General features: G+C 69.0%; 13 protein-coding genes. 4 read left to right on the top strand and 9 right to left on the bottom strand.

The features are described 5' to 3' along the window. Positions 1-57: 57 nt before the first annotated feature. The 4 genes from ACT3UF_RS13810 to ACT3UF_RS13795 all read right to left on the bottom strand — a co-directional run bounded on the left by ACT3UF_RS13810 (position 58) and on the right by ACT3UF_RS13795 (position 5,606). Positions 58-1,968: a dipeptide ABC transporter ATP-binding protein gene (locus tag ACT3UF_RS13810; RefSeq protein ID WP_444608388.1), complete on the bottom strand. Its 1,911-nt coding sequence runs from the start codon at positions 1,966-1,968 to the stop codon at positions 58-60. Continuing rightward, positions 1,965-2,918 (bottom strand): ABC transporter permease, encoded by a 954-nt coding sequence (locus ACT3UF_RS13805; RefSeq protein ID WP_444608387.1) that lies wholly within the window; start codon positions 2,916-2,918, stop codon positions 1,965-1,967. Before ACT3UF_RS13805 ends, ACT3UF_RS13810 begins: the two co-directional genes overlap by 4 nt. Continuing rightward, on the bottom strand, positions 2,908-3,837 hold the full coding sequence (locus ACT3UF_RS13800) for an ABC transporter permease (protein WP_444608386.1): 930 nt from the start codon (positions 3,835-3,837) through the stop codon (positions 2,908-2,910). Before ACT3UF_RS13800 ends, ACT3UF_RS13805 begins: the two co-directional genes overlap by 11 nt. 107 nt (positions 3,838-3,944) lie before the next feature. Next, on the bottom strand, positions 3,945-5,606 hold the full coding sequence (locus ACT3UF_RS13795; protein ID WP_444608385.1) for a peptide ABC transporter substrate-binding protein: 1,662 nt from the start codon (positions 5,604-5,606) through the stop codon (positions 3,945-3,947). Positions 5,607-5,804: 198 nt separating this feature from the next. Here ACT3UF_RS13795 and pgi point away from each other — a divergent pair, with 198 nt between their 5' ends. Beyond that, positions 5,805-7,502 carry a glucose-6-phosphate isomerase gene (pgi, locus tag ACT3UF_RS13790; RefSeq protein ID WP_444608384.1) on the top strand — a complete coding sequence of 566 codons (1,698 nt, stop codon included), beginning with the start codon at positions 5,805-5,807 and terminating at the stop codon, positions 7,500-7,502. A gap of 159 nt (positions 7,503-7,661) precedes the next feature. Here pgi and ACT3UF_RS13785 read toward each other — a convergent pair whose 3' ends face one another. Beyond that, positions 7,662-9,080, bottom strand: coding sequence for an MFS transporter (locus ACT3UF_RS13785; protein WP_444608383.1), 1,419 nt, complete (start codon positions 9,078-9,080; stop codon positions 7,662-7,664). 459 nt (positions 9,081-9,539) lie between these two features. Here ACT3UF_RS13785 and ACT3UF_RS13780 point away from each other — a divergent pair, with 459 nt between their 5' ends. The 3 genes from ACT3UF_RS13780 to ACT3UF_RS13770 all read left to right on the top strand — a co-directional run bounded on the left by ACT3UF_RS13780 (position 9,540) and on the right by ACT3UF_RS13770 (position 13,267). Beyond that, positions 9,540-10,271 carry a carbohydrate ABC transporter permease gene (locus ACT3UF_RS13780; protein ID WP_444608382.1) on the top strand — a complete coding sequence of 244 codons (732 nt, stop codon included), beginning with the start codon at positions 9,540-9,542 and terminating at the stop codon, positions 10,269-10,271. A 113-nt stretch (positions 10,272-10,384) separates the two neighbouring features. Further along, the gene (locus tag ACT3UF_RS13775) at positions 10,385-11,977 is read left to right on the top strand and encodes a flotillin family protein (protein WP_444601187.1); all 1,593 of its coding nucleotides are present in this window, start codon (positions 10,385-10,387) and stop codon (positions 11,975-11,977) included. A 261-nt stretch (positions 11,978-12,238) separates the two neighbouring features. Then, complete coding sequence (locus ACT3UF_RS13770) at positions 12,239-13,267, top strand: ATP-dependent 6-phosphofructokinase (RefSeq protein ID WP_441443499.1); 1,029 nt, start codon at positions 12,239-12,241, stop codon at positions 13,265-13,267. On the opposite strand, the gene ACT3UF_RS13765 is transcribed toward ACT3UF_RS13770, so the two are convergent. The 4 genes from ACT3UF_RS13765 to ACT3UF_RS13750 are packed head-to-tail and all read right to left on the bottom strand — an operon-like array spanning position 13,264 to position 21,648. Continuing rightward, complete coding sequence (locus ACT3UF_RS13765; protein ID WP_441443500.1) at positions 13,264-13,851, bottom strand: DUF1731 domain-containing protein; 588 nt, start codon at positions 13,849-13,851, stop codon at positions 13,264-13,266. The two genes, ACT3UF_RS13770 and ACT3UF_RS13765, sit on opposite strands and share 4 nt — an antisense overlap. Before the next feature lie 24 nt (positions 13,852-13,875). Beyond that, positions 13,876-14,187, bottom strand: a complete 312-nt coding sequence (locus ACT3UF_RS13760) for an NAD-dependent epimerase/dehydratase family protein (protein ID WP_441443501.1) — start codon at positions 14,185-14,187, stop codon at positions 13,876-13,878. A gap of 8 nt (positions 14,188-14,195) precedes the next feature. Beyond that, on the bottom strand, positions 14,196-15,446 hold the full coding sequence (locus ACT3UF_RS13755) for an acyl-CoA dehydrogenase family protein (RefSeq protein ID WP_444501735.1): 1,251 nt from the start codon (positions 15,444-15,446) through the stop codon (positions 14,196-14,198). Positions 15,447-15,486: 40 nt separating this feature from the next. Beyond that, on the bottom strand, positions 15,487-21,648 hold the full coding sequence (locus ACT3UF_RS13750) for an Ig-like domain-containing protein (protein ID WP_444501734.1): 6,162 nt from the start codon (positions 21,646-21,648) through the stop codon (positions 15,487-15,489). Positions 21,649-21,735 lie beyond the last annotated feature (87 nt).

The following is a 21,735-nucleotide window of genomic DNA, read 5'->3' as shown; positions in this document are numbered from 1 at the left end:
CCAGCGTCTGTTCTCACCGTTCTCCCGGCGCCGTGGACCGCGGCCCGACCGCTCTGCTCAGACGTGCCCGGCGCTCGCGAAGGGGTCGATCGGGCCCTCGTCGATCTGCGGGCCGTCGGCCTGCTCGTCGTCGGCCTCGACCACGGGGGCCTCCACATCGATCGTCTCCGAGCCCGCGAGCGGGATGGAGCGCCCCGGGATCGCCGCGAGCAGGCGCTTGGTGTAGTCCTGCTGCGGGGAGTGGAACACCTCATCGGTGGTGCCCTGTTCGACGACCTTGCCCTTCTCCATGACCAGCGTGTTGTCCGCGATCTGCCGCACGACAGCGAGGTCGTGGGTGATGAAGAGGTAGGACAGGCCGAGCTCGGCCTGCAGGTCGTTGAGCAGTTCGAGCACCTGGGCCTGGACCAGCACGTCGAGTGCGGAGACCGCCTCGTCGCAGATCACGACCTCCGGATCCAGGGCGAGGGCACGGGCGATCGCGACGCGCTGGCGCTGACCGCCGGAGAGCTCGTTGGGGTATCGCCGCATCATCGCCGCGGGCAGCGCGACCTTGTCGAGCAGATCGCGAACCTTCGCCTCCCGGCTCTTCGCATCCCCGATCCCGTGCAGGCGCAGCGGCTCCTCGATGGTGCGGAAGATCGAGTACACCGGGTCCAGGGTGCCGTAGGGGTTCTGGAAGATCGGCTGCACGCGGCGGCGCAGCGACTTCAGCTCCTGACCCCGGTAGGTGGTGACGTCCTTGCCCTCGAAGAGGACCCGCCCCGAGGTCGGCGCGAGCAGCTTGAGCACCATCTGCGCGACGGTGGACTTGCCCGATCCCGACTCCCCCACGATCGCGGTGGTGGTGCCGCGCTCGATCTGGAAGGAGACATCATCCACCGCGAGGAACGGGGTGGAGCGCCACGGCACGCTGCCGCGGATGGGGAACGACTTCGTGAGCTTCTGGACCTGGATCACGGCATCCGGGTCGACCTCCCCGTAGCCGAACTCCGGCGACTGCGCATCTGCAGACGCGGCATGCACGGTCTGCGCACCCCCCGAGGTGGACGGTGCGCCGCCGGTGTGGGCGTGCTCCTGCGCGCGCTCGCGGATCTCGGCGCGCTCCGCTCCGGAGACCAGGCGCCGGGAGGCGAGGGAGGGTGCCGCTCCGATGAGCCGCTTGGTGTAGGGGTGCTGCGGGTTCTGCAGCAGCTCGAGCGCGGGTCCGGTCTCGACGACCCGACCCTTGTACATGACCACCAGATGCTGAGCACGCTCCGCGGCGAGGCCCAGGTCGTGGGTGATCAGCAGCACGGCCACACCCAGCTCCGCGGTGAGGGAGTCGAGGTGATCGAGGATCTGCTGCTGCACGGTGACGTCCAGCGCGCTGGTGGGCTCATCAGCCACCAGGAGCTTCGGCCGTGCCGCAAGGCCCATCGCGATCAGAGCGCGCTGCTTCATACCGCCGGAGAATTCATGCGGGTACTGCTCGGCGCGACGGGCGGCATCGGAGAGCCCCGCCTCCTCGAGCAGCTCGACCGTGCGCTTCTTGGCGTCGGCCCCCTTGGCGATCCCATTGGCGACGAGGGTCTCCCGGATCTGGGAACCCACCTTCCACATCGGGTTGAGATTGCTCATCGGGTCCTGCGGAACCAGGCCCACCTGGTCGCCGCGCAGCACACGGATCTCCTTCTCGGAGATGTGCGTGATGTCGCGCCCCTCGAAGAGGATCTGCCCGCCGGTGATCGTGCCGTTCTCGGCAAGCAGGTGTGCGATCGCCATGGCGGTCGTGGACTTGCCTGACCCGGACTCGCCGACGATCGCGACCGTCTCCCCCGGATACACCTCAAGGCTTGCGCTGCGCACGCCCTTCACCGGGCCGTTGGAGGTGGAGAAGGTGATCTCGAGATCACGGATCTCCAGCAGCGGCTGGTCACGGCGGGCGGGAGCCCCCGCCGCAGAGGGGGTCATGGAGGTCGTGGTCATCGCTTCCTCGCCTTCGGGTCCAGGGCGTCGCGCACCGCATCGCCGAGCATGATGAAGCTCAGCACGGTGACCGCGAGGGCCAGGGAGGGGTAGAACAGCATGGATGGCTGGGTCCGCAGCGCGTCACGGGCGGCGGAGATGTCGCCGCCCCAGGAGACCGCGCTGGTGGGCAGGCCCACTCCGAGGAACGACAGCGTCGCCTCGGCGACGATGAAGACGCCGAGGTTCACGGTCGCGGTGACGATCACGGGAGCGATCGCGTTGGGGATCACGTGCTTGAGCAGGACGGTCGGGCTCGAGGCTCCGAGCGCCACGGAGGAGGTGACGAAGTCCTGGCTCTTGGTCGAGATCACCGCACCGCGCATGATGCGGGCGATATTGGTCCAGCCGAAGACGCTGAGCACGGCGATCACCGTCCAGAGGTTCATCTCCCCCAGTCGGGTGGCGACCACGATGGCACCGAGGATCAAGGGGACCGCGAAGAAGATGTCGGTGATACGGGAGATCACTTCGTCGAACCAGCCGCCGAGGTACCCGGCGAGCGCGCCGATCGTCCCGCCGATGAGGGTCGAGCCGATCATCGCGAAGAACCCGATGATCACCGAGGTGCGAGCGCCCCAGAAGGTGCGCGCCATGATGTCGTAGCCCAGGCGCGAGGTGCCGAAGGGATGCTCCCCGCCAGGCGCCTGGTTCGCGCGGCTCAGGTCTCCGAAGCGCGGGTCCTGGCTGGTGAACACCTGGGGGAAGGCCGCGACGAACAGCACGAACAGGATCAGCAGCGCGGAGATCACGAGCACGGGGTTGCGGATCAGGCTGTGGAGCGCCTCGCTCCACAGGGAGCGCGGCGTGCCGGTGGTGTCGGCCGCATCGACTTCCTGCAGCGGAGTCTCGTCCAGCGGTGCGACCCAGTGCTCCGACCGGGGGCGGGTGGGAGTGGCGTCACTTGGCATAGCGGATCCTCGGGTCGAGCACGCCGTAGAGCAGGTCCACGACGAGATTGGACAGCAGGAAGATGATCACCAGCAGCGTCACGAGCGTGACGATCATCGGGGCCTCGCCGGCATTGATCGAGCTGAACAGCAGCGTTCCGATGCCGGGAACGTTGAACACGCGCTCAGTAACGATCGCGCCGCCCATGAGTGCGCCGAGATCGGCACCGATGAAGGTGACCACGGGGATCAGCGAGTTGCGCAGGATGTGCTTGGAGACCACGCCACCGCGGGAGAGACCCTTCGCCGTCGCGGTGCGCACGTGGTCGGCGCCCGCAGACTCCGCGATCGAGGTGCGGGTCAGGCGCAGCACGTAGGCGAAGGAGACACCGCCCAGCACAAATCCGGGCAGCAGGAGGTTCACCCAGGACGGATCCCGGCCGACGTTGATCGGAGAGATCCCCAGCTGCAGCCCGAAGACGAACTGCGCGAGGAAGCCGAGCACGAAGGTCGGGGTCGCGATGAGCAGCAGGGAGACCATCAGCAGCGTGGTGTCGATGAGCTTGCCCTTGCGCAGGCCCGAGATCACGCCGGCGACGACGCCGAAGACCGTCTCGACGATCACGGCGATGATCGCGAGCCGGAAGGTCGTCGGGAAGGCTGCGACGATCTGGTCGAACAACGGGCGACCGTTGAAGCCGACGCCGAGGTCGAAGGTCAGCACGTTGCCGAGATAGATCAGCCACTGGACCAGGACGTGCTTGTCCAGGTTGTACTGCTCGCGCAGCTGCTGCTCGACCGCCGGGGAGATCGGCTTGTCCCCGGCCAGGGCGAGGATCGGGTCACCCGAGGTGTAGAACGCCATCAGGTAGACGATCAGGGTGGCGCCGAGGAAGACGGGGATCATCTGCAGCAGCCGCCGCGCGATGTACCAGAGCACAGAGGTTCTCTTTCGTCAGTCGGGACGAGGTGGCCCGGAGATGCCGGGCGTGCAACAGCGGGAACCGGACCAGGCCGGTTCCCGCTGCTGCGCGGTGGGTCAGCAGATCACTTGGTGATCTCGTGGTACAGCGGCACCGTGTCCCAGCCGTACTCCACGTTGGAGACCAGGGTGGAGTAGCCGCCGATGGTGTTCTGGTACCAGAGCGGAAGGACCGGCAGGTCACGGATCAGCAGGGCCTCCGCCTCCTTCCACAGGGCGATCGCCTCATCCTCGCTCGCGGCGGCGAGGCCGTCGGCGAGCAGCTGGTCGAACTCGGGGTTCTTGTAGTCGCCGTCGTTGCTGCCCTTGCCGTCGGCCGCAGCGGAACCGTAGAGCGGGCCGAGGAAGTTGTAGGCCGAGGGATAGTCGGCCTGCCAGCCCGAGCGCCAGGTGCCCAGGAGGTCGCGGTTGCGGATCTGCTCACGCATCTCACCGAAGGCCGGGAACGGTGTCGGCTTCGCCTCGATGCCCAGCACGTTGGCCAGCGAGTTGCAGACCGCCTCGACCCAGTCGGCGTGCGGGCCATCCGCGTTGTAGGCGAGGGTCAGCGGGCCTGCGAAGGGCGTGATCGCCTCGGCCTCGTCCCAGAGGCGCGTGGCCTCGGCCTCGTCGAACTGAAGGACCTCCGCACCGGGGAGATCGGTCGCGCCGCCGCCGGGGATCACCGGGGAGACGAAGTCGGTGGCGGGGGTGCGGGTGCCGAAGAACAGGTTGTCGCAGATCGACTGGCGGTCAATCGCCCGCGAGAGCGCCTGACGGCGGAGCGAGCCGGCCTCGCCCTCGAAGTTCGGGTCGTAGCCCGGCAGCGTGATCGACTGGAAGACAGCGCCGGGGGCGTTGACGGCCCGGTCCCCGAGGTCCGACTCGAAGGTGGCCAGCGCCGAGCCCGGCAGCTGGTCGACCACGTCGACGTTGTCCGACTGCAGGTCGAGGTACATCGTCTCGGGATCCTGGTAGACGGTGAAGTTGATCCCGGAGTTCTTCGCGGCGCGGGGGCCGTCGTAGGACTCGTTGGGCACCAGCACCAGCTCCTGATCGTGGGTCCAGGTCTCGAGCTTGTACGGGCCGTTGGCCAGGGGTGCCTCGCCGTAAGCGGCGATATCGTCGAAGGCCGTGGGGGGCAGCGGCATGTAGGCGGAGTAGCCGAGGCGGGTCGGGAAGTCGGACTGCGCCGAGACCAGTCGGGCGGTGAAGGTCGTCTCGTCCACGACCTCGAGGCCGGAGAGAGTGGCATCAGCGGCGACGCCCTCCGCGGAGAGCTCCGCGTAGCCCTCGAAGGGCTCGAAGAAGTACTGGCCGAGCTGCGCGTTGGCGGCGTTCGCGCCGAAGTTCCAGGCGTTGACGAAGTCCTGCGCGGTGATCGGGGTGGAGCCGTCGGAGTACGTCAGTCCCTCACGGATCTTGATCGTCCAGTTCTGGTTGTCCTCGGACTCGATGGACTCCGCGATGTCGTTCTCCGCGGTGCCGTCGGCCGTGTAGTACACGAGGCCCGCGAAGATCATCGTGATGATGCGACCGCCGCCGACCTCGCCGGTGTTGGTCGGGATCAGCGGGTTCTCGGGCTCAGTGGTGTTGGCGTAGATCGGCTCGCCGGTGCCACCGGCGTCACCGCCTCCCCCATCGCTTCCGCCGCTGCCACCTTCGTCGCCCCCGCAGGCGGCGAGGGTCAGGGCGGCGGCACCACTGGCAGCGGTGCCCAGCATCATTGATCGGCGCGAGATGGCCATGAGAACTCCTGTGAAGGCTCGAGAGCGTGACCCGCACATCCGTGTGCGGACCGATCCAGTCTGCACCAACGGATGTCAACAGCATTCCATCTGCTGGTAACACTTCGGTCTCGGACCTCTTTCAACCATCTGCCCGGCGCGGAGGGAACACCCGGCAGGACCTCCACACGAACTCCGTTCGCAGTGTTCAATGGCCCCATGACTGCTCCTACCTCGCCCGCCGCTCCCATCGATCCCACCTCCACCGACGCCTGGGCCGAGCTCGAGGCGCACAACCTCGAGCTCGAGGGCTCGCTGCGCGAGTGGTTCGAGACCGACCGCCAGCGCGCCGAGCGCTTCACGCACGACGCGGCCGAGCTCCACGTCGACCTCTCCAAGAACCTCCTCACCCCCACGACCATGGAGCTGCTGCTGCAGCTCGCCCGCGAGGTCGGCGTTGAGGAGCACCGCGATGCGATGTTCGCCGGCGCCCACATCAACACCACCGAGGACCGCGCCGTGCTGCACGCCGCACTGCGTCGCCCCGCGGGCTCCTCCCCGTCCCTCGAGGTGGATGGACAGAACATCGACGAGGACGTGCGCGGCACCCTGCACCGGGTCTACGACTTCGCGGACAAGGTCCGCTCCGGGGAATGGACCGGCGTGACCGGCAAGCGCATCAAGACCGTCGTCAACATCGGGATTGGCGGCAGCGACCTCGGCCCGGTGATGGTCTACGAGGCGCTCAAGCCGTTCGCCCAGGACGGGCTCGAGGCGCGGTTCATCTCGAACATCGACCCCACCGACGCCTACGCCAGCACCCAGGACCTCGATCCGGAGACCACCCTGGTCATCGTCGCTTCGAAGACCTTCACCACGCAGGAGACGCTCACCAACGCACGCCTGGTGCGCCAGTGGCTGCTCAGCGGCCTGCGGGAGAGCGCAGGGCTCACCGCCGAGCAGGAGCAGGAAGCCGTCGCCAAGCACTTCGTCGCGGTCTCCACGGCGCTGGACAAGGTCGAGGCCTTCGGCATCGATCCCGAGAACGCCTTCGGGTTCTGGGACTGGGTGGGCGGGCGCTACTCGGTGGACTCGGCGATCGGCACCGTGCTCGCGACGGTGCTGGGCCCGGATGCCTTCGAAGAGCTGCTGGCCGGCTTCCACGCGATGGACGAGCACTTCGCCACCGCGCCGGCGGAGCAGAACGTGCCGCTGCTGATGGGCCTGGTGAACGTGTGGAATGTGAACTTCCTGGAGGCGGAGACCCATGCGGTGCTCCCCTATTCCCAGTACCTGCACCGCTTCCCTGCCTATCTCCAGCAGCTGACCATGGAGTCCAACGGCAAGTCCGTGCGCTGGGACGGTTCGCTCGCCACGACCGAGACAGGTGAAGTCTTCTGGGGCGAGCCCGGCACCAACGGTCAGCACGCCTTCTACCAGCTGATCCATCAGGGCACGCGGCTGATCCCGGCGGACTTCATCGCCTTCGCGACCCCGAACCACGCTCTGGTCGATGGTGAGCAGGACGTGCACGAGCTGTTCCTGGCGAACTTCTTCGCACAGACCAAGGCGCTGGCCTTCGGCAAGACTGCCGAGGAGGTGCGCGCCGAAGGCACCGAGGGCGCGCTGGTCGCGGCCCGCGAGTTCTCCGGTGACCGCCCGACCACCTCGATCATGGCCCCGAAGCTGACGCCGTCGGTGCTGGGCCAGCTGATCGCACTCTACGAGCACATCACCTTCGTGCAGGGCGTGGTCTGGGGCATCAACTCCTTCGACCAGTGGGGCGTGGAGCTGGGCAAGCAGCTCGCCAAGGGCCTCGCCCCGGCGGTCGCCGGGGATGAGCAGGCGATCTCCGCCGAGGACGCCTCGACCGCCGGGCTGATCCGCTACTACCGCGAGCAGCGCCAGCAGGGCTGACCCGCAGGCCGCACGCGCGGCGGTCCCCACGACGAGGAGGGCGCCCCCGGAGAATTCCGCGGGCGCCCTCCGTCGCAGCACGTCGATCGGGCCAGAGCCCCACCGCCTGATCTCCTACCGCTCCTCCGTCGCAGCACGTCGATCAGGCCAGGTAGTCGATCAGGCCAGGTAATCGACCTCGCGGGTCTCCTTGCCGATCAGCAGCGCGATGGCCGTGATGATCGCGGCGAGGGTCAGGTAGCCGCCCACCAGCCACAGCGGCCCGTCCAGCAGCTGCCACAGCGCGATCATCGCGTAGGGCGCGGGGGCCGCTCCGATGACCGAGGCCATGTTGTAGCTGACTGCGCTGCCGGTGTAGCGGACGTCCGCTGCGAACATCTCCGGCAGGAACGCCGCCATCGGACCGAAGGTCAGACCCATCAGGGTGAAGCCGAGGATCAGCGTCGCCATCACCCCGGCGGTCCCGGCCTGCACCAGCGGCTCGATCAGGAACCCGAAGATGCCGATCCCCGCGGTGACGGCCAGCAGCAGCTTCCGCCGGCCGAGGCGGTCCGCGAGCGGGCCGGAGACGAGGGTGAAGATGCCGAAGAAGACGACCCCGATGATCAGCATGGTGAGGAACTGCGGCCGGTCGTATCCCAGGCCGGGTGCGAAGCCCGCCGCGTCGAAGGACTTGCCGGCGGCCTCCGCGGCGGCGCGGGCGGTCAACTCGTCGGCGGCGGTGGTGCCGACGACCATGAGGAACGCGGTCATCAGGTAGAAGAGCACGTAGGTGGCGACCATGGCGATGGTGGCGAGGACCAGTGGCTTCCAGGCGGTGCGGAACACCCGGGCGATCGGCACGGCGGCGACCCGCTGCTCGTCGATCACCTTCTGGAAGGCCGGGCTCTCCATGAGCTTCAGCCGCACCCAGAGGCCCACGATGACCAGCGCGGCGGAGAGCAGGAACGGCAGGCGCCAGCCCCAGCTCATGAACTGGGCGTCGGTCAGCTGCAGGCTGAGGACCACGAACAGCAGGTTCGAGAGGATGAATCCGATCGGGGCGCCGAGCTGCGGGAAGGTGCCGTAGAGGGCGCGCTTGCCGGGCGGGGCGTTCTCCGTCGCGAGCAGCGCCGCCCCGGACCATTCTCCGCCCAGTCCGATGCCCTGGCAGAAGCGCAGCAGCACCAGGAGCGCGGGGGCGAGCACGGTGAAGCCCGGAGTCGAGGCGGTGGGCAGGATCCCGATGAGGAAGGTCGCGATGCCCATTACCAGCAGGCTGGCCACGAGGGTGGTCTTCCGGCCGACACGATCGCCGAAGTGACCGAAGATCAGGGAACCCAGCGGGCGGGCCACGAAGGCGACGCCGAAGACCGCGAAGGAGCTCAGCAGCTGGTTCGCGGGGCTCTGCGTGGGGAAGAACAGGGCCGGGAACACGAGGGACGCCGCCGTGGCATAGGCGTAGAAGTCGAAGAACTCGATCGTCGTGCCGACCATCGAGGCGGTGATGACGCGCCCACGGGTGTTCGCCGGGGCGCCCGCGGGCGCCGAGCCGGGTGCCGGAGCTGCGGGGGGAGACGAGGGCAGTGCAGTATTCACGACGAGCGACCCTAGACCCGGCGTCCCGGCATTCGGACGTTGTAGTCATATCTTGAGACAGGCGGCACGAGACGGCGCGCGCCGCGCTGGTGGGCACACACCCCCGCCCCACCCCGGAATTCACGCTCTGTTCACCGGAGGGCCACGCGAACTCAGGGTGTAGCACTTTCCTGGGCCGCGCTTCAGCACAGTCCTGCAACGCCACTGGCAATCGACGGCACCCTACATACGTCCTGCAGGAACGCGTCGACGATGTGAGCGTCGGCCGCGGCTGCGGCCGCCCCTCCGAGGTAGGAGGGAATGCTGTCGCTGTCAAGGAGGACCGCGCATGTCACGCCACCCTGTCTCCCGTTCGAGCTTCACCCCGACCCGTCGTACCGTCGCGCTCGGCGGCACCACCGCCCTCGCCGCCGCTGCCCTGGCCGCCTGCAACCCCGGCGGATCCCGCTGCTGTGGGCCGTGCTCGGCTCCTTCAAGAGCCCCTCCGAGCTGGCCCAGCGCCCGCCCACGCTGCTGCCCCAGCAGTGGCATCCGGAGAACTACGTCGAAGCGCTCACCGGGTTCGACATGCTGCGCTATCTCACCAACAGCGTGATCGTGGTGGTGGTCGCGACGGTCCTGACGCTCGCAGTGAACTCGATGGCCGCCTATGCCCTCTCGCGCTACAACTTCCGAGGCCGGGACCTGCTGTTCCTGGTGACGCTCGCGACGATCATGGTGCCGCTCCAGGTCATCCTCATCCCCGTCTACCAGGTGACCGCGTCGCTGGGGCTGACGAACTCGCTGTGGGGCGTGATCCTGCCGGCCATCGCCACCCCCACCGGGGTGTTCCTGCTGCGCCAGTACATGCTCACGATCCCTGACGAGCTGATCGACTCCGCACGGGTGGACGGGGCGCGCGAGTTCGGGATCTTCTGGCGCGTGGTGCTGCCGCTGTGCAAGCCGGCGCTGGCGGTGCTGGCGATCTTCTCGGTGCTGTGGCGATGGAACGACTTCCTGTGGCCGCTGGTGGTGACCAATGAGCGCACCCGCACCCTGCCGGTGGCGCTGCAGCGCTTCGCGAGCCAGGAGGTGGTGCCCTTCAATCTGGTGCTCGCGATCTCGGTGGTCTCGATGATCCCGGTGCTGATCTGCTTCCTGGTGTTCCAGAAGCAGATCGTCCAGGGCATCGCCGCCTCCGGCATGAAATGACCTCCCGGGTGCGGAGATCACGAGAGGGTCTCCGCTCCCGAGACGTGCCTGCGGGAACACGGTTTCAATGGAAGAATGCTCGCGGCAAGCCTGTACTTACCTGAGGGGGACTCATGGAACTGTTCGTACCCGTCGTCGGCGTCATCGTCGTCGTGGCGGTCGTCCTGCTGATCGCGCTGATCGTCCTGATGCGCAGCTACCGGATCGCTGCGCCCAACGAGGCGCTGATCATCACCGGCCGCAACGCGAAGACCAGCCCGACCGGCGACATCGATCTCGAATCCGGCAGTGCTCGGGTGATCATCGGCGGCCGCGCGATCGTGCGACCGATCTTCGACCGCGCCTTCGTGCTGAGCCTGAGCTCGCGCCAGATCCCGGTCGAGGTCGACGGCTACTCGATGAACGGCATCTTCCTGCGCCTGCGCGGGGTGGCGCAGGTCAAGGTCGGTGGCAACATCGACGACGTCCGCAAGGCTTCGCAGCGCTTCCTTGATCAGCAGCAGCAGATCGACCACTACACCCAGGAGATCCTCTCCGGCACCCTGCGCGCTGTGGTCGGCACCCTGAGCGTCGAGCAGATCATCCGTGACCGTGCGTCCTTCGCCTCCCAGGTGCAGGCCGAGTCCGAGCACTCGATGAACAACCAGGGTCTGGTCATCGACACCTTCCAGATCTCCGCGATCGAGGATGACGGCTCCTACCTGCGTGACTGGGGCCGTCCCGAGGCCGCGCTGGTGGCGAAGCACGCCGCGATCGCCGAGTCGAACGCGAATCGTGAGTCGACCCAGGCCAGCAACCTCAACCTCCAGCAGGAGGCCGAGTCCAAGCAGGCCTTCGACCTCCGCAATGCGGAGATCAAGGAGGAGACCGACGCTCGGCAGGCCGTCGCCGATGCGTCCGGTCCGCTCGCCCGTGCTGCCCAGCAGCAGCGGATCATCGAGCAGGAAGAGATGATCGCGGTCCGCAACAACGACCTGCGCGAGAAGCAGCTGGTCGCCGAGGTTCACAAGCCGGCCGAGGCCAAGCGCTACGCCGAGCAGCAGGATGCGGACTCCAAGAAGTACACGCGCATCGCCGAGTCGGAGGCCCAGCTGACCGACGAGCGCAACCGCGCCGAGTCCCGCAAGGTCACCGCGGACGCCGAAGCCCACGCCATCGAGGCCCGCGGCCGCGCCGAGGCCGAGGTCGAGCTGCAGCGTCGCTCCAAGGACGCCGAGGCTGTTCGGCTCGAAGGCCAGGCAGAGGCCGACGCCCTGCGTGCCAAGGGCGAGGCCGAGGGTGCGGCGATCCGCGCCAAGGGCGACGCCGAGGCGGAGACCACTCGTGCTCGCGCCGAGGCCTACAAGCAGTTCAACGACGCCGCGGTGCTCAACCAGGTGCTCGAGGTCCTGCCTGCCGTCGCGAACGAGCTGGCAGCCCCGTACTCGAACATCTCCAACCTGTCGGTGTTCTCCACCGACGGCGAGGCGAAGATCGGACAGAACATCTCGGTGGGCCTCGCCCAGGTGCTCGACATGGTCAAGTCCACCACCGGGGTCGACTTCCAGGACACCCTCAAGCGCGCCGCCGACGGCGGTCGCGTGGTGCGTGAGCAGGCCGAGCACACGGAGGGCGCCTCGCGCACCGTCCCGTCGGCCGCTGCTGGCACCGACGCTGAGTCCGGCTCCGGCTCTGACGCCGACGCCGGCTCCGACAGCAAGGCCTGATTCGTCGGAGCGATTCTCCTGAGCGCCCCGGTCCCTCCACGCGGAGGGGTCGGGGCGCTCTGCTGTCCGGGCAGCTCCGGGCGCTTCGCTGTCCGGGAAGCTCCCTGCTCCGCAACCTGCTGTTCACCACCAGGTTTCCCGGGGTCTCAGCAGGCCGGTAGTCCTTCCTCTGCCGCCTCGAGGAGCTCTAGGGTGGAGCCATCTGGCGAGACGGTACGCACCGTTCGCCGCCCCACGCGAGTCAAGAAGAGGCCCTCCCCCATGAAAATCGGAATCCTGACCTCCGGCGGCGACTGCCCCGGCCTGAACGCCGTCATCCGCGGCGCGGTGATCAAGGGCGACAAGTACTTCGAGGACGAGTTCATCGGGTTCAAGGACGGCTGGCGGGGCGTGATCGAGAACGAGTGGATGACGCTCCCCCGCCGGCGGGTGCGCGGCATCGGGCGCATCGGCGGGACCATCCTGGGGACCTCGCGTTCCAACCCCTTCGCCGACGGCGAGGACGGCGCCGAGCTCGTGCGCCGCCATCTGGACGAGAATGACATGGACGCGATCATCGCGATCGGCGGCGATGGCACCCTGTTCACCGCGAACCGGCTCTTCGAGGCAGGCATCCCGGTGGTCGGGGTGCCGAAGACCGTCGACAACGACCTCGACGCGACCGACTACACCTTCGGCTTCAACACGGCGGTGGAGATCGCCACCGAGTCGTTGGACCGGCTGCGCGTGACCGGGGACTCCCACCATCGCTGCATGGTCGCCGAGGTGATGGGGCGCAGCGTGGGCTGGATCGCCCTGCACTCGGGGATGGCCGCGGGAGCGCACGTGATCTGCCTGCCGGAGTTCCCCCTGTCCCTCGACGAGATCTGCGCGCATGTGAAGTCAGCCTTCGACCGTGGCCGAGCCCCGCTGGTGGTGGTCGCGGAGGGATTCGTCCCCCGGGATGCCCCCGAGGACTTCATGAAATACGACCTCGACGAGTTCGGGCGGCCGCGCTTCGGCGGGGTGGCCGAGGTGATGGCCCCGCTGATCGAAGAGCGGCTCGGCATCGAGTCCCGAGCCACAGTGCTGGGCCACATCCAGCGCGGCGGCGAGCCGACCGGCTATGACCGGGTGCTCGCCACCCGGCTCGGCACCGCTGCCGTGGATCTCGTCCATGAGGGCGGCTTCGGTCGGATGGTCGCGCTGCGCGGCACCGAGATCGTGAACGTCCCGCTCACCGCGGCGATCGACAGCGTCAAGCGGGTGCCGGAGCCCCGCTGGCGCGAAGCCGAGGTGCTGTTCGGCTAGCGCAGGAGCGCCGCCACAGCGTCCTCGAGGTGGGGGTACCGGAACTGGAAGCCGACGTCGTCCAGCACGCGCGACGTGGCGTGGCGTCCGGTGAGCCCCAGTGCGGGGTCGGTGCGCAGCAGCGCCGCGCCCAGCCGCAGCAGCGGCGCCGGGGTGGGGAGGCCGAACGGCCGGCCGACGGCTCGGCGCAGGGTGCGCATCAGCTCGGCGTTCTGCACCGGGTGCGGGGCAGAGGCGATGACGATCCCGGCGGGCAGCCCCGGCTGTTCGAGTCCGAGTGCAGCGAGCACGATCCGCACCCAGTCCTCGACGTGGATCCAGCTCACCCATTGCCGCCCGGTGCCGACCGGTCCGCCGAGACCCCAGCGGGCCAGCAGCAGCAGCCGCTCGAGTGCCGGGGTTCCGGCCTCCAGCACGATGCCGGTGCGCATCACCACCACGTGGTCGCAGTGCGCTCCGTCCAGAGCGCGCTCCCACCGCTCGGCGACTCCGGTCATCTGCGGGAGCCCGACAGGTATGGGGCTCGACTCGTCCAGCCGTTGCTCGCCGGCGTCGGACCAGATCGCTGTCGTGGAGGCTTGCACCCAGTGCTCGATCGGTCGCTCGAGCTACTGGGAGGCGTCGACGAGCGCGGTGGTCGCCTCGACGCGGGAGCGGGTGAGGTCGGCGATGTTCTCCGGCGTGGGCCGTGCATCCACCAGTTTGCCCGCCAGGTTGACCACCGCGGTTCCCGGGGCGTCCAGTTCGCGCACCCAAGGGCCCACGGTGCGGCCGTCCCAGGGCACTTCGCGCACCCCGCCGCGCTGGGCGGGTGGGTGCGGTGAGCGGGTGAGGACTACGACGTCATGGCCTCGCTCCGCGAGCGCTGTGCTCAGTGCGCGGCCCAGGGTCCCGGAACCGCCGGCGATGACGATGCGCATCCCTCTGCTCAGCTCTGCAGCGGCGTGTGGTCGGCACCGATCTCGCCGAGCAGTGCCTTGGCATAGGAGGCGTGCACGGACTCCTCGTCGGAGGGGTGGTACATCCCGGCCCGCACGTCCCGGGAGAGTCGCTCGAGCTCGCTGCGGCGGAAGTACTGGGCGCCGCCGCTGGCGCGGAGCACCTGGTCCACCGCCCTGATCGCTGTCTCGGTGGCCCGGGACTTCACCCCGGAGAAGTGCAGGAACCAGCGCGGGCCGTGGTCCGTGAGACCCGGCCCCTGCACCCCCGTCCCGAGGGCGTCGAGATCGGCCATCACCTTCTCGATCTGCAGGATCACGCCGTCCACCCCGATCGCGGCATCGGCCAGGCGCCAGCGGATATCGGGGTCATCCGCGTGGACGATGCCCTTGGTGGCGTTGCGGCGGGTGGTGGCGACCTGGGTGCCGACGGCGAGCGCACGCTCGGCGATCCCGGTGTACACCGAGGCGATGAGCAGCTCGAAGGCGCCGAAGATCCCCATCACGAAGAGATCGGGGTTCGGGCCGACGGGGGTGGTGGTCAGCACCCGGTCCGCGCCGACGGGCGCCGCGTGAAGCCTGGTGGTGCGGGACTGTGAGGCGCGCATGCCGTGGGTGTCCCAGTCGTCGAGCACCTCGACGGAGTCGCTGCGCTCGATCACGCCGAAGACGAGTCGCGGATCCGCTTCGGTGGCCTCGGCGACCCTGCCGTGCACCACCAGCCGGTCCCAGACCGGGGCAAGGGAGGTGAAGATCTTGGTGCCGGAGAGGCGGAAACCTCCGCCGGACTGCACCTCGGCGCGGGTCGCGGAATCGAAGAGCATCGCGTCGTTGCCGGGTTCGGAGATCCCGAAGGCGAACAGCTTCTCCGCTGCGGCGTCCTCGAGGACGGTGCGCACGGAGTCCACGCCGAGCCGGTGGGCATGCAGCGCCGCACCGGTGACCACCAGGTGCATGTTCATCGACAGGGCCGTGGCCGGTGCCGCCTGGGCCAGGCGGCGCTGGATCCGTGAGGCCTCCAGCAGGGAGGCACCGAGCCCGCCGAGCTCAGTGGGCACCAGCAGGCGAAGATAGCCACGTGCCCGCAGATCCGCGAGGTCGTCCTCCGGGAAGGTGTTCTCCCGGTCATGGGTCACCGCGCGTTCGCGAAAGGTGCCCAGCAGCGCGTCCGGCAGGAAGGCGTCAGGGGCGAGGGCGGGGTCTGCGGCGTCGGGGGTGGCGGAGGCGGCGGAGGCGTTCATGACCCCACGCTAGAGCACCCGCGCTGAAGACGTCTGCCCCTCAGACGACGGCGAGCGCGCTGTACTTCCCCTCCGCGTCCACTCCCCGGATGAAGAACTGCACCTCACCCGTGGGATCGTAGGGAAGGGTGAAGGCGCCGGTGCCTCCGATTGAGGTCCAGGCGTATTTCTCGGTACTGCGCCATTCATAGTTCACTGCCCCGAAGTCCGTGGACTGAGGCATGATCCTGTCCCCGGTCTGGAAGGGGGCGCCTCTCTCGATCGTGATGCTGATCGGTTCGTACGGCACATCGCCCCAGGCGGGGGTGGTGAAGGTATGGGTGACGGTCTCGCTCTTCAGGCCCTTCTCGTTCACCGCATAGGCCGTGACGGTGTAGGTGGTCGATTCGGCGGGTTCGCACGTGGTGTTCATGTTCGATGAGCTCACGACTGTCCGATTGCAGGACAGGCCCTGCGGCTCGACCACGACGTGCTTGAACGGAACACCTCCGGAATCCGCCGGTCTGGTGAGGTAGACAGCGATCCGGCAGTTCCCCGGTGAGTGACAGATGAACCCGGAGTCGTCGGCCTTGATCACCGGCGTGCCGGGCTTCGCGTACGGGGTGACGGAGGCCGTGGGGGCGGAGGGGGCGCTCTCTCCGCCCGCGAAGCGGTTGCGGGCCTGCACGGTGAAGCGATACGCGGTGCCGTTGTCCAGTCCGGTGATCCGCACCGCTTCGATCTCGCCGTCCACCGTCTTGGATCCGCCGTCCCAGCGGATCACGTACTCCTTGATCGGGGTGCCGTTGTCCTCGGCGTGCTCCCAGGACACCGCGGCGGTGCCGTTCGGTCCCTCCCCCTCTCCTTCGCTGGGCAGGGTGGCGGTGACCTGGGTGGGTGCCTCGGGCACTGCGAAGGGGACCACTTCGTTCGAAGAACTGGAGACCGCGCCGCGGCCCACCACATTCACGGCGGTCACGGTGAAGCTGTAGCTGGTGTTGGGATCCAGGCGGTGGAAGGTGTGCGACGTGGCATCTGCATCTGCCGTCTCGCTGGTCCCGTCCGAGCTGGTGACGATGTACGAGGTGATGTCCTCGCCGTTGGCGGTGTCGTCATCCGCCGCCGGCCAGCTGACCTTCATCCCGCCGCCGAGCGGATCGTTGACCCGTTCCGCGGTGACCTTCCCCGGCAGCTTCTTGGGCACGCCCGCCGGGTGCTCCGGAACTGACCAGTCGGACCATTCCGAGGGCTGCTCGGACAGGTTGCTGGCGCGCACCCGGAAGCGATGGACCTCGCCGTTGCGCAGGGGCTCCCAGAGCACCTGCATCGTCGCGGCGTCCACGGTGCGCTCCTTGAGCGCTCCGCTCTCGCTGATCTGCATCTGGAGCGTGTACTCCTGGAGCGCAGATCCCTTGTTCACCGGGGCGCGCCAGTCGACCGTGAGACCGCCATCGCCGCGGGTGACGGCGGGCGCTCCCGGCGGCTCCGGCCGCACATCCGGGGTGGCGGGTGCCGAGGGCGCCGAGATCGGTGAGTCCCCGACCTCGTTGTGCGCGATGACCTGGAAGGTGTATTCGCTGCCGTTGGCGAGGCCGGTCAGGGTGCAGGAGGTCGAGGGGCACTCCCGGGACACCGCCGGGCCGGTGGCCGAGGTGACGGTGTATCCGGTGATCGGGGCGCCGTTGTCGTCCCCGGCGGTGAACACCAGCTCGACGCTCCCGTCCCCGACCTGGCCGATCCGCGGGACCGACGGGGCCGCGGGCTTGCCGCGCACCGTCGCGAGGATCTCGCCGCTGACCCGGCGCTCCGGGTCCCCGGTCTGGTCATCCACGATGTAGGACGCGCTGAGCACTCCGGCGAAGTCCTCGTCCGGGGTGATCACCACCTGGTCACCGCTGATGTCCACCGATCCCTCGCCGTTGATCAGCTGCGCCGAGACCAGGGTGAGCGGATCACCGGGGAAGGGGTTCGAGTCGTTGGCCAGCACCGGCAGGGAGGCGGTGCGGCCGGCGTCGATCTCGGCGTTGTCCAGCACTGCGGAGGGCAGGGGGCGCTTGCTCCCGCCGACGAGGAGCTGGAAGTCGGCAGACACCGGGTCGGTGCTGCCATCGGTCACCGTCACCGGGACCTCCACGCTGGCCCCGCGCACCGCCTCCGCCGAGGCGCTTGCCGTGAGGGTGCTCCCGTCGACCGCGATGCTCACCCCGACGGGCAGCTCGGCCCCGGCGAGCGCGAACCGGAGGTCGTCCCCGTCCGGGTCCTCCGCGGCGGCGGTCAGATCGAAGGTGGTCGCCGCACCGCCCTGCTCGAGCTCGAGCGAGGCACCGCGGAAGGTGGGTGGAAGGTTCGTGTCCCCCGGCAGCACCTCGATCGGGATCACCAGCTGACCGGACGCGGCGGTGGCATCACCGGCTGGCCCGTCGGAGACCTCCAGGGAGATCGAATCCCGGCCGGCGAAGTCCTCGGCGGGCCGGTAGCTCAGCGTGCTCTGGTCCACGACCAGCTGACTCCCGTCGGTGTGCTCCGCACTGACCGTGGCCGCATCGAGGATCTGCGCGCCGGCAGCGCCAGGACGCACCCTCACCAGCAGCGGGTCGCTCAGGTCGATGCTGAGCTCGCTGCCCGCGACCACCTCGAGGGTGCCGCCGGCCCATACCGGGGCGATCATCGAGGTGCCAGGCACCCAGACATAGCCGGTGGAGGACTGCCCGTCGACGTCGGTGATGCGGTAGCGCAGCCGCTGCTGCTGCGCGGAGGGCACCAGGGTCAGGATCCCCGACTCGTCCAGTACGGCGTCCTCGCCGCCCTCGCTACCCTCGCCGACGTCGCCGTCGCCGAGCAGCTCGACCTCGAGGTCGTTGATGCTGCCGTCGGGATCGCGGTCATTGGCCAACACATCGACCTGGATCTCGGTCATCTCGGGGTCCAGGACATCTCTGGGGTCCACGAAGTCATCGATCGCGACCGGTGCCCGCAGCGGTGCATTCGGATCCACCCGCACGGTGAGGGTGGCGGCGCTGCTGAGCTGCCCATCGGAGATCTCGTGGAGCACCGGATGGGTTCCCGCCTCGGCAGGCGTCACCACCGTGATCAGGTCCGTGCGCTCACCCTCTGCCTGTGGAACCACCTCGAGGTCGGTGGTGGCGGAGACGGTCTCATGCAGCAGCGTCAGGGCGTCGCCCTCCGGATCGGAATCGTTCTCGAGCACCTGGGCCTGGACCTCGCGCTCGGGCCGGACGTCGATCACGTCGTCCACCGCGTAGGGCGGCTGGTTCTGCTCGGACGGGGCGGCGGTGCCGATGAGCACCTCGGCGGTGCCCACGGCGCCGGAGCGATCCATCACCTGGTAGCGGAAGCGGTCGGTGCCCACCGATCCCTCGAAGGGCACATACTCGATCCAGTGACCGGTGGCGCTGGTGACCTCGCCGAGCTCGGGGACGGGGTCCGAGATGCCCATCAGCATCACCGAGTCGCCGTCGGGGTCGATGCCGGTGGTGGAGACCGGGATCCGCACCGGGGCGCCCGCCACGGCACGCGCGACCAGGTTCTCCGGGCGGGGCGGGGCGTTGGAGGCATCGATCGGGACGATGCGCACGGTCAGCCGGGCCGCGCCGCTGCGTCCGGTCTCATCCACCACCTCGTAGGTGAGGGTCGCCTCGCCGCTCGCGTCGGGTGCGGCGGAGAAGCGGATCTGCTGATCATGGAGCTCGGCCTGGCCGAGGTCCTCGGATCCCGCGATGTCGGTGAGGTCGCCGAGGTGAAGGTCCGAGTTCGTGGGAGAGAGGTCGTTGTCGAGCACGTCGACCAGGACCATGTCACCGGCGCGCACCACGGCCTCGTCCGGGGCGCCGACGGGGTTGGCGAACTGGGTGTCGGTGCGGGCGAGCATCACCCGGATGGTGCCGGTGGAGCTGCCGGTGGAGTTGGCGACTTCGTAGGTCAGCGGCACCGGTTCCTCGGTGACCTCCGCCCCGGGGGATGCCTCGACCCGCACCAGGTGGTGGCCGACCACGGTCGCCTTCAGCCCGCTGCCCTCGGGGAGCTCCACCGAGCCCAGCACCAGCACCCCTCCGGTGGGGTCCACATCGTTCTCGAGCGGATCCAGCAGGGTGTCGCCCCCGGTGGTGACCAGCCCCATGTCATCCACGGCGACCGGCAGCATCGCATCGCGGCCCGGCGGGACCACGTCGATCCGGATCAGACCGCGCGAGCTGGCCGCCGGAGCGGAGACCGTGTAGCCGACGTAATAGGTCCCCTCCGCTCCGCTGACGCTCACGGAGCCGGTGACCAGGTCCGCGTCGATCTCGAGCCCCTCGACCTCGTCGACATGGGTGAGCTCGAGGGAGCCGCCTGCGGGGTTGATGTCGTTGGCCATCGGCGCGAAGGTCGCAGAGCGGCCGGCGACCACCTGCACATGGTCCGTGGTGGTGATCGGCTCGAGCTCCGTATCGGTCACCGACTCCACCTCGAGGACGTCCTCGGAGGTCTTGCCATGCTCGTCACGGAACGTGAGGGTGATCTGCTTGGTGCCGATCACCAGGCCGGCGTCGTCGAGGGTGACGGTGCCATCGGCACGAAAGCTGAGGAGGTCCTCGGGGGCGATGCTCGCATCGGCGAGGTAGAAGGCGTCTCCCTCCGGGTCCTCCCAGTAGGGCAGCACGTTGAGGGTGACGGTGCTGCCGGAGAGCACCTGCACCCGGATGGCCTGATCGGCGGGGACCGGGGCAGTGTTCTGCGAGGGTGGGTGCACGGTGAGGGTGACGGTGGCGGTATCGGTGCCGCCGCGGCCGTCCTCGACCTGATAGGTGAAGGTGGCGGTGCCGCTCGCGGAGTCCTCGACCGCGATCTGCAGCTGCGTGCCGCCCCGGATGGGGGTAACGGTGCCGATGCCCGGCTGCTCGCCGCTGAGCTCGGCGAGCAGCACGTCCCCGTCGGGGTCGCTGTCATTGCGGGTCACCGGCAGCACCACGTTCGCTCCGGCGCGCACCCCGTACTCGTCGTCGTTCGCGGTCGGGGGGCGGTTCTCCTGGTCGCGGTCCGCCTCGACGTCGGTGATGGTGGAGGTGACCGTCTCGGTCTCCTTCTCCTTGTCGTTCTGCTGGATGTCCTGCGTGATCACCCAGTCATCGACCATGGTCATGTCATCCCGGATCATCCAGGAGAAGCCTTCGACGTGGTCGTTGAGCACCACCAGGTCGCGATTGACCCGCAGCACCAGCTCGGAGGAGGCCGTCGCCTCCGGCACCACGCCGGAGGCCGGCTCCGCTCCCTCGCAGAGGCGGAGGTAGCGCTGTGAGCCGTTCCAGGCACCGTAGCTGCAGCCGGCGACCTGGGCGGGTGCGGCCGGGGTGCCGGTCCCGCCCGCCGGGTGCGCCACCGGTGTGCCGCCGTCCATCGGGACCTGGAGCAGCGAGTCCGTGGTCGCGAGCACCACCTGGTCGGAGTCACCGCCCGGCTGCTGGAGGGCGACGCCGCTGGCATCGGCGACCCCGCTGGAGGTGAGGTCGACGGTGCGCAGCTCGGTGCCGAGGCGCAGCAGTCTCTGCTCCCGATCCAGCACCACGGGCTGCTCCGCGACCGCGGTCAGGGCGACCGAGCCCTCCCTCGTGGAGATCCCGCTGACGGTGATCGGGTCCCGCGTCTCGGGTTTCGCGGTGTCCACGCCGCGTGGGAAGGTGTGGAGCTGGTCGCCGTCGAGCACGAACACGGTGCCGGAGGTGGTGACGGTGACCTCCACGGCGGAGCCGCTGGCCTCGTGCACGGGCTCGACTCCTCCCGGGGTGAAGGCGGCGGCCTGCTCCGGGGTGAGGATCCAGACCCTGCCATCGGCGGCAGCGATCGCCACCCGGTCCCCGCCGAGCGCGAGGGAGGACTCCGGTGGGAGCTCGACGACGCCGCCGCGCAGCACGGAGGCGGTGTTCAGGACGCTGTAGCCACGGGCACCGACGGCGAGGACGACGTAGCCCGACTGCACGATGTCGAGGTCGTCACCCCTCAGCGAGAGGCGGGCGTCGAGCTCCTCGGCGTCCACGTTCAGGCGGCCGACGAACCCCTCAGAGCGATTGGTGACCCAGACCCCGCCATTGGAGACGTCGATGTCGGAGGACTGCAGTCCGGGATAGCGCAGCGCGAACGCTGTGAGCACGAGGGCGAACAGGGTGATCACGGCACTCGAAGCAACCGCTGTGCGGCGTCGACGTGCGGCTGCGGCCCTGGCGCTCACTGCGGTGTTCCTCCCCCGCCGCAGTGCATCCCCGGAGGCCCCCCGTCCGGGCGCCTGCCTGCGGCCGTCACATCGTACCGCTCGGTC

Source organism: Brachybacterium sp. AOP24-D1-21 (assembly GCF_052378665.1).
Lineage (GTDB): Bacteria > Actinomycetota > Actinomycetes > Actinomycetales > Dermabacteraceae > Brachybacterium.
The sequence above is the reverse complement of the archived record's forward strand: the minus strand, read 5'-3'. Positions and strand labels throughout refer to the sequence as shown.

Bases quoted from the DNA above. Each gene is read 5' to 3' on its own strand.
- ACT3UF_RS13805 (WP_444608387.1), bottom strand. From the start codon at position 2,918: ATGCCAAGTGACGCCACTCCCACCCGCCCCCGGTCGGAGCACTGGGTC.
- ACT3UF_RS13755 (WP_444501735.1), bottom strand. From the start codon at position 15,446: ATGAACGCCTCCGCCGCCTCCGCCACCCCCGACGCCGCAGACCCCGCC.
- ACT3UF_RS13810 (WP_444608388.1), bottom strand. From the start codon at position 1,968: ATGACCACGACCTCCATGACCCCCTCTGCGGCGGGGGCTCCCGCCCGC.
- ACT3UF_RS13795 (WP_444608385.1), bottom strand. From the start codon at position 5,606: ATGGCCATCTCGCGCCGATCAATGATGCTGGGCACCGCTGCCAGTGGT.
- pgi (WP_444608384.1), top strand. From the start codon at position 5,805: ATGACTGCTCCTACCTCGCCCGCCGCTCCCATCGATCCCACCTCCACC.
- ACT3UF_RS13775 (WP_444601187.1), top strand. From the start codon at position 10,385: ATGGAACTGTTCGTACCCGTCGTCGGCGTCATCGTCGTCGTGGCGGTC.
- ACT3UF_RS13760 (WP_441443501.1), bottom strand. From the start codon at position 14,187: ATGCGCATCGTCATCGCCGGCGGTTCCGGGACCCTGGGCCGCGCACTG.
- ACT3UF_RS13770 (WP_441443499.1), top strand. From the start codon at position 12,239: ATGAAAATCGGAATCCTGACCTCCGGCGGCGACTGCCCCGGCCTGAAC.